At 37.6% G+C, this 13,534-nt stretch carries 13 protein-coding genes; 2 read left to right on the top strand and 11 right to left on the bottom strand.

Annotated features, from left to right (window positions below):
- Positions 1–7: 7 nt before the first annotated feature.
- Positions 8–1,243 carry an LL-diaminopimelate aminotransferase gene (locus tag HYG87_RS09395; protein WP_211532909.1) on the top strand — a complete coding sequence of 412 codons (1,236 nt, stop codon included), beginning with the start codon at positions 8–10 and terminating at the stop codon, positions 1,241–1,243.
- A 104-nt stretch (positions 1,244–1,347) separates the two neighbouring features.
- On the opposite strand, the gene HYG87_RS09400 is transcribed toward HYG87_RS09395, so the two are convergent.
- From HYG87_RS09400 to HYG87_RS09435, 8 genes are all read right to left on the bottom strand, one after another.
- On the bottom strand, positions 1,348–2,097 hold the full coding sequence (locus HYG87_RS09400) for an MIP/aquaporin family protein (RefSeq protein ID WP_211532910.1): 750 nt from the start codon (positions 2,095–2,097) through the stop codon (positions 1,348–1,350).
- 1 nt (position 2,098) lies between these two features.
- Positions 2,099–2,308 (bottom strand): DUF2180 family protein, encoded by a 210-nt coding sequence (locus HYG87_RS09405; protein WP_211532911.1) that lies wholly within the window; start codon positions 2,306–2,308, stop codon positions 2,099–2,101.
- A 38-nt stretch (positions 2,309–2,346) separates the two neighbouring features.
- Positions 2,347–3,846, bottom strand: a complete 1,500-nt coding sequence (locus HYG87_RS09410; protein WP_211532912.1) for a DUF2193 domain-containing protein — start codon at positions 3,844–3,846, stop codon at positions 2,347–2,349.
- A gap of 288 nt (positions 3,847–4,134) precedes the next feature.
- Positions 4,135–4,521 carry an ectoine synthase gene (locus HYG87_RS09415; protein ID WP_211532913.1) on the bottom strand — a complete coding sequence of 129 codons (387 nt, stop codon included), beginning with the start codon at positions 4,519–4,521 and terminating at the stop codon, positions 4,135–4,137.
- Positions 4,511–5,794: a diaminobutyrate--2-oxoglutarate transaminase gene (gene ectB / locus HYG87_RS09420; protein ID WP_211532914.1), complete on the bottom strand. Its 1,284-nt coding sequence runs from the start codon at positions 5,792–5,794 to the stop codon at positions 4,511–4,513. The genes HYG87_RS09415 and ectB overlap by 11 nt, the downstream gene beginning before the upstream one ends.
- Positions 5,795–5,845: 51 nt before the next feature.
- Positions 5,846–6,364 carry a diaminobutyrate acetyltransferase gene (gene ectA, locus HYG87_RS09425; RefSeq protein WP_211532915.1) on the bottom strand — a complete coding sequence of 173 codons (519 nt, stop codon included), beginning with the start codon at positions 6,362–6,364 and terminating at the stop codon, positions 5,846–5,848.
- 167 nt (positions 6,365–6,531) lie between these two features.
- Positions 6,532–6,822, bottom strand: a complete 291-nt coding sequence (locus HYG87_RS09430; RefSeq protein ID WP_211532916.1) for a hypothetical protein — start codon at positions 6,820–6,822, stop codon at positions 6,532–6,534.
- Positions 6,823–7,136: 314 nt separating this feature from the next.
- Positions 7,137–7,964: an LCP family protein gene (locus HYG87_RS09435; RefSeq protein WP_211532917.1), complete on the bottom strand. Its 828-nt coding sequence runs from the start codon at positions 7,962–7,964 to the stop codon at positions 7,137–7,139.
- Between the two features lie 368 nt (positions 7,965–8,332).
- On the opposite strand from HYG87_RS09435, the gene HYG87_RS09440 reads away from it, so the two are divergent.
- Complete coding sequence (locus HYG87_RS09440) at positions 8,333–8,692, top strand: PRC-barrel domain-containing protein (protein WP_211532918.1); 360 nt, start codon at positions 8,333–8,335, stop codon at positions 8,690–8,692.
- 12 nt (positions 8,693–8,704) lie between these two features.
- On the opposite strand, the gene HYG87_RS09445 is transcribed toward HYG87_RS09440, so the two are convergent.
- The 3 genes from HYG87_RS09445 to HYG87_RS09455 form a co-directional block, all read right to left on the bottom strand.
- Positions 8,705–9,715 carry a DUF389 domain-containing protein gene (locus HYG87_RS09445; protein WP_211532919.1) on the bottom strand — a complete coding sequence of 337 codons (1,011 nt, stop codon included), beginning with the start codon at positions 9,713–9,715 and terminating at the stop codon, positions 8,705–8,707.
- A gap of 86 nt (positions 9,716–9,801) precedes the next feature.
- The gene (locus HYG87_RS09450) at positions 9,802–10,686 is read right to left on the bottom strand and encodes a DUF7065 domain-containing protein (RefSeq protein ID WP_211532920.1); all 885 of its coding nucleotides are present in this window, start codon (positions 10,684–10,686) and stop codon (positions 9,802–9,804) included.
- Positions 10,687–10,701: 15 nt separating this feature from the next.
- Positions 10,702–13,389: a PEP/pyruvate-binding domain-containing protein gene (locus HYG87_RS09455; RefSeq protein ID WP_211532921.1), complete on the bottom strand. Its 2,688-nt coding sequence runs from the start codon at positions 13,387–13,389 to the stop codon at positions 10,702–10,704.
- Positions 13,390–13,534 lie beyond the last annotated feature (145 nt).

Here is a 13,534-nt window from a genome sequence, read left to right on the forward strand (position 1 = left end):
AGTAAACATGGTAGTAAAAATAAATGAAAACTATTTATTACTTAAAAGTAGTTATATATTTGCTGAAATTGCCCAGAGAGTAAATAAATTCCAGGAAGAAAACCCGAAAGCAGAAATAATTCGCCTGGGTATTGGTGATGTAACCAAACCATTACCTCCTACGGTTTTAAAGGAATTTAAAAATGCAGTGGATGAAATGGGACAACCGGATACCTTCCGGGGGTATGGACCAGAACAGGGTTACTCCTTTTTAATCCAGGAAATAATTAAAAATGACTTTCAATCCCGGGGTATAGAACTGGATTCAGACGAGGTTTTTATCAGTGACGGGGCCAAGTGCGATACCGGTAATATCCAGGAAATATTTGGTCTGGATAATGTGGTGGCTGTAACTGATCCGGTGTATCCTGTTTATGTGGAGACCAATGTAATGGCAGGTAGAACCGGACCTATGGATGAGGAAGGGCGCTACCAGAAACTGGTATACCTTCCCTGCACTGCTGAAAATGATTTTGTCCCCTCACTACCAGAAGAACCAGTGGATTTAATCTACCTCTGCCTACCTAACAATCCCACCGGGACGGTCTTAAACAAAGAAGAACTGAGTCGTTGGGTAAACTATGCCCGGGAAAATAAATCTATAATCCTCTTTGATGCGGCATATGAAGCCTACATTCAGGAAGATAATATACCTCACAGTATCTATGAAATCGAAGGTGCAAAAGAGGTGGCCATTGAATTCAGGAGCTTTTCCAAGAATGCCGGTTTTACTGGAACCCGGTGTGCCTACACCGTGGTACCAAAACAGGTAATGGCCTATGATTCAGAAGGTAAGGCCCAGGCCTTAAATCCACTATGGAACCGCAGACAAACCACAAAATTTAATGGGGTTTCCTATCCAATTCAGCGGGCTGCAGAAGCAGTATACACTCCGGAAGGACAATCTGAAATAAAAGAATACATTAACTATTATATGGAAAATGCCCGGATTATCAGGGATAGTCTGGAAAAAATAGGTTTGAATGTTTATGGTGGAGTTAACTCCCCTTACATCTGGATAAAAACACCAGAGGGTATGGACTCCTGGGAATTCTTTGATCTGCTATTAAATGAGGTCCATGTGGTGGGAACTCCCGGGTCAGGATTTGGACCTAGTGGGGAAGGTTATTTCAGGATAACTGCTTTCAACACCCTGGAAAATACTAAAAAAGCCATGGAAAGGATATCTAAATTATCCTTCTAATTTATTTTTAAATACATATCTTATTTTTTTAGGGTTTAAAAAAAATTATTTCTAATGATAAAATATCTTTTAAAAAAAATAAAAAAAAAATTTAATTTTTTTTATCAGGTGGCCGTTTCTGCACTCATATAATTATATGCTACTGCAGCCAGCACTGCTCCTACTAGGGGCCCTATGATGTAAATAGGGAAAAATTCCCATAAGTTGGCACCACCCAGTAACAGCTGTCCCAGATAAGGACCAAAGGTACGGGCGGGGTTAATGGATGCACCGGTAATATTACCTATAGTGGTAATTACTCCGGCCACAGTTAGACCTATAATCAGACCAGCAAATCCAGGAGTTGCTTTTCTATCCACGGCCACACCCATAATAGCAATCATGAGCAGGAATGTTCCGATGGCCTCCACCAGTATAGCTTGCATGTAACCTATACCTGGGAATGGTGCTGTGGCACCTAAACCTCCAATGGCCAGGGCATCTGGACCAACACTTGCAAAAAAGAGGAAACTGGCCAGTGAGGCACCTGCCAGCTGGGCAATTATGTAGGGTATAACATCACCTGATGGGAACTTCTTAATGGCCCACAGGGCAATGGTAACTGCCGGATTGATATGGCAACCCGATACCCGTCCAAATGCATAAATACATGCTGCTACTGTTATACCGAATGCTAGACCAATAGCTAACCAGTCTCCCAGACCACCCAGTACTCCTATCCCTATATTAAATTCATTAGGGGTGGGTTGCCCGGCACTGATCATTAAGGTTATAACCGCTGCTCCAGCACCAAAAAATACCAGCAGGAATGTTCCTATGAACTCTGCAAGCATCCTTTTAGAAAGTGAAACCATTTTAATCCCCTTTTAGTCCTTCATAACATGGTGGACAGAGTATTCGAGGTATGGTTTTTTCCATTTTCTCTGAAGGGAATGGATATCCTCCTTCCCATATGTCCACTTCTTCTCTTATGGCATGGTCCATGCAAAGTCCCATTCCACAGACTATACAAACGGCCACAGCATCAGTATCTTTTCCCATCTGGGCACATATGTAACATTTCATATTTTTTCACCTCAAAAAAATTATAAAAAAGTAGATTTTTATACCGCTTCTCTCCACTGGCAGTGGTTGTGACGGAAATCTACTAAAGAGGCTGCAGCACAGTTTTTACATGTTCGGGCTGGTGAAGCAGCACTTTCTTTGTGCAGAGCAATGATGTTGGTCATCAAGGTGGCGGTGACCGGTTCGCTGGTTAACAGACATGGATAGTCAGATAACCTCATCAGGGAGGAGTACCTTACGGTGATGGCACAGGCCGGGTAGGTGTAGCGTTGTGGGTTCATGATAACTTCATTTTGATGTATGGGCTCTAAATCCACTTTAAATCCACTTACCTTTGGTTCTAATGGACCTTCAACACCATTTCTTAATTTACGTGCTTCATCCAGGTGTTTCCATCCTCGGAAAATCATATCCATGAAGTCACTGTTGTGGAGTTCTGCGGCTGCTCCCCGGGTGGGGTAGAGCTGTACGTAATTGTGGAATCTTTTGGTGAGTAAATCTACCACCATAGGTGCATTGAATCCATCTAATTCCAGTATGTATTCTACTGCACAGGCTGAAGCTCCGGTAGCCAGGGTTAAAACATCATACTCGCTTTTGAAGTTATTTAAGTTATCATTTAGTGTTTTATCCATTACGGCAGTGGTTGCTTCTATTATGCCCATTATAACATCGTCTTTACACATATTAAAGGTGGACTGGGCGATGTGGTGAGATATATCACCTACACAGTAGGCCGGTACAGTTAAAATGTTTCCATAGTGTACTCCATCATCTACGGCCGCTTTTATGGTTTTTTCCATTTTAGTACGGTATTGGCTCATATATTTACGCACATCAAAGGAACTGTGTCCTAGAGAATCCATGAGTTCAGCCTGGGCAGTTACCGGTTCCTGGTATATCTTTTTAACCATGGCCACTTCTTTTTCCACTGCTTCTGCTGCGGTGGCACCTCCTTCTAATTCATTGGCAAATACTTCTCCAATACCATAAGAAGTGTTCATACCCCATGATTTGGCGGATAATATGGCCTGTTTGTGCATTTCTGGAATGTCTGTTTCTCTTAGAATTCTATTTACGGTGTTACTGGTACTACCTGGCATTAATGCAAAATCAACCACACAGGTGGGTCCATAAAATCCACCGTATCTTCTAACAGATTCTTTACCAATTAAAGCTTCTGCTTTTCCTATAGCCTCTATAAAGGCCTCCATACTTTTTTCAAAAGCAGAATCTTCATCAGATAATATCTCTAAAATCACTGGTGTTTGATAGTGTTCTACAAAAGGATCGTCTTCAGGTCTTATGGTGTCAGTTAGACCGTCTAAAATAGTGTAGTGAGCTTTAACAGAGTCAACATGTAAATCAATTACAGATTGGCTCTGGTCCCCCACGGCCTTCATACCCTGCACCACATCAAAGTAGGCCTTGGTGTCTTTTATTTTGAAATCAGAACCCCTTTTATTCTTTATTGTTTCAACATCTGCTTTTTGAGCCTGCATGGCTTCCTTTATCATTTTCTCATATATTTCAGACATTAAATCACCTCTTTAGTAGAACTTGCAGTCATATTTATTGGACTTTACAAATTCTACTTATATTTTTGTTTTTGATGACTATATAATATTTTGATTATTGACAAGTAGAGGGGTTTTTTAAGGCCATTTTATTTAATAATTCTGTTTTTGGTGAAAATAGCCTCATTTATATCGGGAATCTTAAAAAAATCGTAAAAATAAAAAAAAATAATGGGGGTTTAAAGTTTTCCTCTTTTAAATGTTTAGTTCAATTGATTACTTCTTAATCATATTATATGATTTTATTATTCAGAGAGGATAGGAACCATCTTCATCATGTACCTCCCCTCCTTCTAGAGGGGGATTGAAAACACATAACAGTTTCAGATCATTTTTAAAGGCCCGCAGATAATGACGGTCGTTTTTATCCAGAGCATACATGGTACCGGGTTTAATAGTATATATTTCGCCCTCCCTGGTGGTTTCTATCTCACCTTCTCCTTCAACACAGTATACTGCTTCTAAGTGGTTTTTGTACCATATTAAGGTTTCAGTACCGGCTTTAATTATAGTTTCATGAAGGGAAAAACCCATTTTATCTTCTTTTAAAAGAAGACGCTTGCTTACCCAGTTACCATTTTGGGCAAAAACCTCCCGGGAGGTTCCTTCAATATCTTTAATGGTTTTAACTATCATGATTGAGACCTTCCACCATGGCTTCTCTTCTTTCCAGAACAGAGGCAATAGAATCCTCAATAATTTGCAAACCTTCCTGCAGCAAGTCATTTTCAATGGTCAAAGGAGGCAATAATTTAAGCACATCATCCTGGGCTCCGGCCAGTTCAATTAACAAACCTCTGGAAAATGCTTCTTCAGATATATCTCCACAAAAACCTCTAAGAGGAACTTTAAGTCCACATATCATTCCTTTTCCCCGTACTTTAGAATCGATGGTGGGGAATTTGTTTGATATTTCATTTAATCTTTCTTTTATTATCTTTTCTTTATTTTGAACGGTTTGGGAGAGACTATCATTTTCCCAGTAACTTAAAAGTTCACGGGATGCTACAAAGGCCAGATTATTACCTCTAAATGTACCGGTATGTTCTCCTGGCTTCCACTGATCCAGTTCACCTTTTAAGAGTACCATGGAAAGGGGTAAACCTCCTCCTATAGACTTGGAAAGGGTTATAATATCCGGGTTGATTCCTGCATTTTCAAAACTAAAAAAAGTACCGGTTCTACCATTTCCCACCTGAATATCATCCACAATTAACAGAATATCAAAGTCACGGCAGATTTGTTCAATATCCTGCAACCATTTATCACTGGCCACATTGATTCCACCTTCAGCCTGTATGGTTTCCAGGATTATAGCCGCCGGCAGATCCACTCCACTGCTCTGGTCTTCTAAAAAGGTTCTTAAATACTCGGCTGTATTTACCTCTTCTCCAAAATACCCATCAAAAGGCATGAAACTCACATTGGTACGATTAATAAAGGCTTCATCCCGGTAAAATGCATTGGCAGTTACAGCCATGGAGCCCATGGTTAATCCATGGAAGGCATTGGTAAATGATATGACGTTAGACCTGCCCTTCACCATCCGGACTAATTTAAGGGCGGATTCAACAGCATTGGTCCCGGTAGGTCCGGTGAACTGGATTTTATATTCCATATGTCGTGGTTGAAGTATGGTGTCATAAAACTGATCCAGAAACTGCTTTTTGGCGGTGGTGGCCTTATCCAGGCCATGGATTATACCATCCTTATTAATGTAATCCACCAGTGCTTTGGATACCAGGGGATTATTATGCCCATAATTTAAGGTTCCAGCACCTGCAAAAAAGTCTATATATTCCTTTCCCTGCTCGTCACAAAGGATGGATCCTTTTGCCTTTTCAAATACAGCAGGGAAACTTCTAACATAACTTCTAACTTGAGATTCATGTTGTTTGAAAGTTTTCATCAAATCACTCTTATTTTATCACCAAGGGGTGATGTCATAATATATCTTAAACTAATCTCCTGATTTTTTAAGGGGTCCTATTATGAGGAGGGGTTCTTCTTCATGACCGGATTCACCAAAAAGGTCACTACTTAAGAATTCCACTTCTTTTAAATTAGCCTGCATTTTCCGGGCTAATTTTTCAAATAAAGCCCGGGATGCATGATTGGAAGGACTTACCGTTGTTTCCAAAAATCTTATATTTTCAAGTCCTTTTCTCTCTATTAATTTCATTAATAGCTTGTGGCCTAAACCCTTACCTCGCATAGAGGAGTCAACAGCAACCTGCCAGATAAAAAGAGTATCTTCTTTATGAGGATGGATATAGGCGGAAACATATCCTACTATTTTCCCCTGGTATTCAGCCACCACACTGCTTTTATTAAAATGTGTACATACCAGTAAATAACTGTACAAAGAATTAATATCCAGTGGGGGTGAATGGGATACCAGCTGGTAAATCGAGTTACCATCCCTTAGTTCTGGTTTTCTAATAATTATTGGCCGTATTTTCTCATTATCAGGACCCATATACTTATTTCCATTTTCATCTTATAAAAAGGATTCGATTAAAAATAGGCTTAAATATGGCTTTAATTAAAATTCTGGTCATAAATTTGGCTTATTTATATATTTTTCTATTAATTATAAAAAAAGATTTTTTTAAAATAAAAAAAGAAGAAAAAAGAAATTAATTCTTATTTTCCCCTTACATGTTCAGCTAAAGCTCCAGGATTGGTTTGCGCCAGGCCGCTTACAGCAGCACCAAAACCACTTCCACTTAAACCATGTGCTGCAGGCAATCCACCAGCTTTTGCACTTACATGGTCAGCTAAAGCTGCAGGATTGGTTTGCGCCAGGCCGCTTACAGCAGCACCGAATGTTTTACCATCTACACCATGTGCTGCAGGCATACCTCCTTTAGCTGCAGATGCGGCACCAGCCAACATCATCACTACTAAACTCAAAAGTAATATTTCTTTTATCAAATTAGTTCCCCCCCAAAAATTTGTATATAATAATTTGTATCCAATTTTATTAAAACTTTACCTTTCTATCTGGGGACAGGATTATCTAATTTTTTCGAAAAAAAACGTTTATCAAATTAAAGTCATAAAACAAGAGTAAATCTTTTTATTCAAATAGAATAAGTATAAAACGCTATTTTCATTAAAAAATTAAATAAATAAGTAGTAGATTATAGTTTTTACTTTCTTTTAGTAAAAACAGGTCATCTAACTGAAGGGGATATAATTACTAAAGAAATAGGAGGTATTTCATTTAGTCTCATTGGAATAGGGCCTTACTTTCTCAACCCTAATTCCACTACCATTTCTTCAGTTTTATCCATATCTGGAATGAGATAAACAATTCCATTAATGGTAACCCATTCTCCAGTAATTACCGCGGTTTTAGAATTTTCTATATCATATCCCTGAATCAGTGTATCAATCAAAGTGGCTTCTAGAGGGGGGATGTTGGTTCTTACATTTTTACGCAGCTGGTTTAAAATAGCAGGGGCATTACTGATATTTGATGGGTTTAATGTTTCCTGTATAATAGATTGTATTGCTTTTTGATGCCTTCTTACTCTTCCCGGGTCTGCATCTTCATCAAACCTAAAGCGAAGATATGCTAAAGCTTCTTCACCATTTAATCTACTTATACCAGATTTTCCATGTAATTCTGGAACAGCACTAGCAACATGGGGCTCCACATCCAGGGTGATACCTCCCAGGGTATCCACCATTTCTTTAAATTCTTTAAAATCTACCAGAATATAATAATCAATTCTTATATCCAGGAAGTTCTCCACAGTTTCTATGGTAGTATCAATATCTCCATAGGGATAGGCTGAATTTATTTTATCCACCCCTCTTCCAGGAATATCAACCCGGGTATCCCGTGGTATGGAAAGAAGAGAAACCTCTGTGGTGTTTTTATCAATGGATAAAACACTCATTGAATCTGTATTTCCCCTCATTTGCCCGGTACGGTCATCTGAACCTAATAATAATATATTTATTCTCTCACTGGACTCTGATTCATTAATAAATACTAAAAAGGATAAAGCTACTCCTATAATTATTATTAATGATAAAATTCCCAGTAATTTTTGCCAATTTTTCATCTAATAACTCACCTTAAAAATTTCTTTAAATGTAATACTTTAAAATTAAGATTTATTTTATTTAATTTACTAATTAATTATAGTTTTGGATATCAGAGATACATTAAAAAATATTATTACTTTATTAATTACAGAGTGAGTTTTTTTTCTGTGCCGGAAAAAATTGGGGGAGCTCTCCATTTAATGTTCAATGTTAATCTATTATTTATGCTAAACGGAATGACTTTTTGATATAACCGGAACTTAAGTATATTTTGAATAATATTTTATAGAATTAAGTAAATAATAGATCTTAGATTATTCAGGAATCTATTACCTCATATTAAGGCGAATGTTTTAAAAAATTTTCTGGGGGAGGAATTTTCAGTATGAATAAAAAGGATGATGAACACTTTGATCTGGTTTTTGATAATAGTTTCCGCATTAATTCCAGTATTTCCAGAATAAATCAAAAAATAGAAAGTTTAAGCGGGAATAAAAATATTAAATCAGATAAAAGAATCAGAATAAATGAAAAAATTATTGGAAAAGATGTTTTAAATAATTCTGGAATGGTGGTGGGGAAGGTAATAGATGTGGTCTTGGATGATGATACCCGGGAAATTAAATCTATAATTATGGGTCAGGGTGGAATGGCAAATATTTTCAAATTATCCACATCTGAAACCATAATCCCCTTTAAAATGGTCCATCAAATAGGGGATAATCTGATACTAAAAAATGATTAATCAAATAATAAATTATCCACTCTCCAGGAAATAGGTACTGGAATAAACCACTTCCACCTTTAAGGTTTTTCCATAAAGTTTTCCTTTTATCATTTCTTCTAGATCTGCAATAGGTGGTAACTCGCCCTCTCCTATAACTCTTAATATAACTTCTTCATTGGCTGATTCAGCATCAACTGAAATAACTTCAAATCCACTTCCACTTAACCAGTTGATAGAGGCCTCATTAACATTCTGGGTTATGCTATTGTTGATAAAAATATTATGGCCTGTATAACCCAGAGGTACTGCAATCAAAACCAGCATTACTATAGCTATGACAATACCGCTTCTTTTAGCACTTAAGGATTGTTTAAGAATGGCTACTTTTGGAAAGCTCATAATCCCAAAAAGCACTGCTCCGGTGAGGAGGATGGCAAAGTAGTTGGTCATAAAAAGTAGAAGACTGCCCAGAGCCAGCGAATAATTTGATGTTGCCATTAAAATACCCACATTGGCCAGTGGAGGCACCAGAGATATGGCAATGGCTACCCCGGGAAGGGTATCTGAAACATCATGGCGGGACATGGCAAAAGCCCCGGCAAAACCAGTTATAAGGGCAGCAAGAAGGTCTAAAAGACGGGGAGAAGTCCGAACCATCACCTGATCAATATTCTGGACTTGAAAAAAATTACTTAAAGGCCAGGCTAAAATAAAACCCACTGCTATGGCAGTTAGTATGCCTCCTATGCTTATAAGTAATGAATGCTTAATGGCAAGACGATCAGCAATACTTATACTAAAAGCAAGTCCCATTATGGGTAACATCAGGGGTGCGACAATCATGGCCCCGATAACCACCGCTACAGAATCTCCTAAAAGCCCATAAGTAGCAATACCTGAAGAGAGAATAAGGAGGCAGAAAAATTTTACCAGCTTTTTTTTAGTCTCTGGGCCCTCAAATAATACCAGATCCCTCATTCGGTTTACTTCTTTTTTATCAACCGGATCACCATGCAGAATGGTGCCAATAGATTCCCACATTAATTATTCACCTTTTTTTTTTAGTTTTATGAAAATTAAATTCATCTGGATCTAATCAGAGGACATATATGACTTAAGCTCAGTAATTACTTTATCTTTTTAGAATCAGGGACCAGAAACTCTGCCACACCATAACCTTCTTTATTATCCCAGGTGCAATGGGAAAGAGTCTCCATAAGTATCATATCCCCTTCAACAGGAATAAGGCTCATTCTAATAACCTTCCCTTCAACCGGATACTCCCCACCTTTATTATCTTTTAATAGCATGGAAAATTTAGAAGGCACTCCCTTATCCATTTTTAAATCTATATCTGCTTTTATAAGGGTATTATTAACTCCGTCCTGATAAAAATATCCAGCATCTATCTCTCCTTCTGCTACAGAAAGTTTGGTGATATTAAATGCTTCTGCGCTGGAAAACTGTGAATTTATCCACATCCACATCCGGGGTGATCCCCACTGGCGTATACCCCGGCTAAGATCCCTTTCACCCAGGGCCTCAATCTCCCATGCTTTTCCATCAACTATAATCGTACCCTCTGCTTTTCCAAACTGTTCATAATGCTCTGATGCAACTTTAGATGATAATTGGGTTTCTTTTTCATCCACACAGTTACTATAATCCATCAGAGGGTTTAAAGATTCCCATATAACATCCATTTTAACTTTAAATTCTGATTTATCCTGAGGATTAAAAAGGGGACCATCATACTGCAGTCTCCATTTCCAGGGACCTGTTTCCTGGTACTCTAAACCGGCAATGCTCCAGGGTCTATCATCACAGGGAACTTCCAATTTAATTCCAGCCATAATTTCAGAAGACATCAAATAAAAGAACATGGACTTTTCATTTTTATTAACTTTATTCCCAATACGCATAAAGACCGTTAAATCATTATTTTGGTCATGAAAATTAAAATAATAGCTTTCATTCCATTCTTCATGCTTTTTTAGTGTTTCTAAATCCATACCATCACCTACCCTCTATTTTTTTTTTAAAGAATTCGTTTCATTTATATAAACTACTCCCTCATTACCATCCACCACCAACTCATCACCGGTTTTAAAAATCTTAGTAGCTCCTTTAACTGCAGTAACAGCAGGTATCCTATATTCACGAGAAATTACCGCTCCGTGGGATAATATGCCCCCTGTTTCGGTAATAAGACCTCCTAATTTTGAAAATATGGCAGTCCAGGCAGGATCGGTATTGCTGGTAATGAGGATTTCATTTTCTTCCAGCTGTGACAATTCTCCAATAGATTCCACCACCCGGGCCACCCCCTGGAATATTCCGGGACTAGCAGCAGCCCCATAAATGGCACTAGGCTTATATTCCATAACGGTATCATCAAATTCAATCCCGTTTTTTAAGAATTTTGGAGGTAGAGATGATTTATAACGGAAAAATTCCTTTTTTCTTTTTAGAATTTTCTCTTTTAAGGAAGAAATAATCCTCTTATCTGGTGAGGATTTATTAAAAAAAGAAAATAACTCTTTTTCATAGAAAAAGAAAACATCATCCCCTTCCGATATTACACCTTTTTGTATTAATCTCCTTCCCATTTCCTGCAACATCAATCTTTGCCGGAAAAGCAAATGATCTAAATAAAAACGCTGATTTTCCCGGAAGGTTAAATAGGTCTGGGCTAAATTTAGCACTATTTTAAATATTCTGGCTTTGAAAAAACCGAAGTTTTGCTTTTTTATTCTTTTTAAAACTTCTTTTTCAGTTTCAAACCTATTTTTTTTACTCTCTACTTCTTTTTTTCGCAAATCCAAATCTGATGATGATAATAATTTTATTACCTCTAAAATGTAAGCTTTATCTTCCCTCCAGCGGGGATAAAGTATTTCCCTGGTATTGGAACGGTGACCATAGTCCTTAATAAATTGATTAAAACTTTCTTCAAATTCGGAATTAGAAGAAATTAATTCAGTTAGCTGGGTTTGAGTTAAATAACTTAAATCAGAAATTGAATTTATCATGCCCTGTAAATTTGAATCCTCTCTTAAAATTTTAGCCATATCTGAAAATCGGATATTCATTTCTATTGTTTTATTATCCTCTAAACCAGATATCAAACCAGCATAAAGGGAGCCATCTTTATCTTCCAACCAATCAACCAGCCAGTTTTTTATCATTAAATTGGTGGCTATGGAATGGGAGACCATACCGTACCTTATCAGCTGGTAGTGTTTTATTCCTGCATTTTCAATGTCATTATAAAGCTTCATAAGCTGGGCGCTATTTAATACTCCTAAATCAATCTCATCAAAATCTTCACATTTTTTCAGGAATCCATGGGCCCATTTTCTATAGGCTTTATCGGTCCGGTGCATCATACCATCTGGATCCCTGATGGCTACTAAAATCTGGGAAAGCAAGGTTTTATGTAAAATAGAAGGATATTTTGATATTCGTTCCTGATCATCCAGGGGGAAATAATTTAATAATTCTTTGGACCGGGCAAATTTAGGGTAATAAGAAAAAGCTTTTTCTAAAACCCAGCTATTAAAATAAACCCTGGATTTATGGAGTTTTAGCAGTTTGGAGTCTGTTATCTCAGCATAACCCATTATCCGGGCCCCTTCATGGTTCACATAATCAGTGAGCATTTTACCCATCACATCAAAAAAAAGCGGGGTGGTGGCATCGGCCCAGTATTCATCTCCATAAGCCCGGGTCCATAAAATATCATCCTTATCCCTGCTGAGGGTGGTCACGGGCCTTGATTGGAGTATATATATGTCCTTTTTTCCATCTTCCAGGGCCCATTCAATATCCTGAGGAGCCCCAAAAAAGCTTTCCAATTCCAGAGCTCTTTTTAATAATTTTTTAAGAACTTCTCCATCAAGACTAGGTTTTTCCTGATCCTCTTTTTTTAGTTTCACTAAAGTATTTTCACCATTTTTAAGGAAATATCCCTTGTTTTTGGATTTAATCTTCCTTTCCAGCACTTCACCATTTCTACTTAAAACAAAAGTATCCGGGGTGACCAAACCAGAGGCAATAGCTTCACCCAGACCCCAGGTGGATTCAATAACTATATCTTCACTTCCATTTACCGGGTTGGCGGTGAAGGTTACTCCACTTACGGTGGCATTCACCATCTTTTGTACCAGTACTGCTATACCAGCAGAGGATTGTGCCGTATCCAGGTGTTCAATAGAGGAGTCGTGCCGGTATTTAACTGCCCGGTTATTCCAGTAAGATGCCCAGCAATCACTAATTTTTTCTAAAATATCTTCTTTTCTTATATTTAAGAAAGTATCCAGTTGTCCAGCAAAACTGGCATCATCCAGGTCTTCTGATGTTGCAGATGATCTTACCGCATAGTAACCTGGTGGAAGACTTTCTATTTTATTATTAATTTCTACCAGTATGGCATCTGGCACTCTTTCTGTCTTAATTAAATTTCTAATGGAGGCACATCCCTCAGACAAGGATTTATCATTATTAAAATCAATAGATGCAAGTATTTTCGATATTTCAGCTTCTAACTTCTGCTTAATAAAAAAATCATAGGCATCCACCCCTACTACAAATGCGGGTGGAATATTAAAACCAGCTTTTGACATTTTACTTAAATTGAGTGCCTTTCCTCCAATTTTTTCCAGAGGAATATCCTTTGCTTTAAGTTCCATGACGTAGTTCTTCTTATTAACCATATTATCGCTGCCTGAAGTTATCCGTAAGCCCTCTATATTATTCTAAGATAAAATTACTTTTAAATAGTATTAAAGTGATTGGTTATGGTTTTGTTAAATCAAATTTGATTCACTGGAAATTAGTTCATTAAATTAAACTAATTGA

It is taken from the genome of Methanobacterium alkalithermotolerans (assembly GCF_018141185.1).
In the GTDB taxonomy this organism is placed as follows: Archaea; Methanobacteriota; Methanobacteria; order Methanobacteriales; family Methanobacteriaceae; genus Methanobacterium_F; species Methanobacterium_F alkalithermotolerans.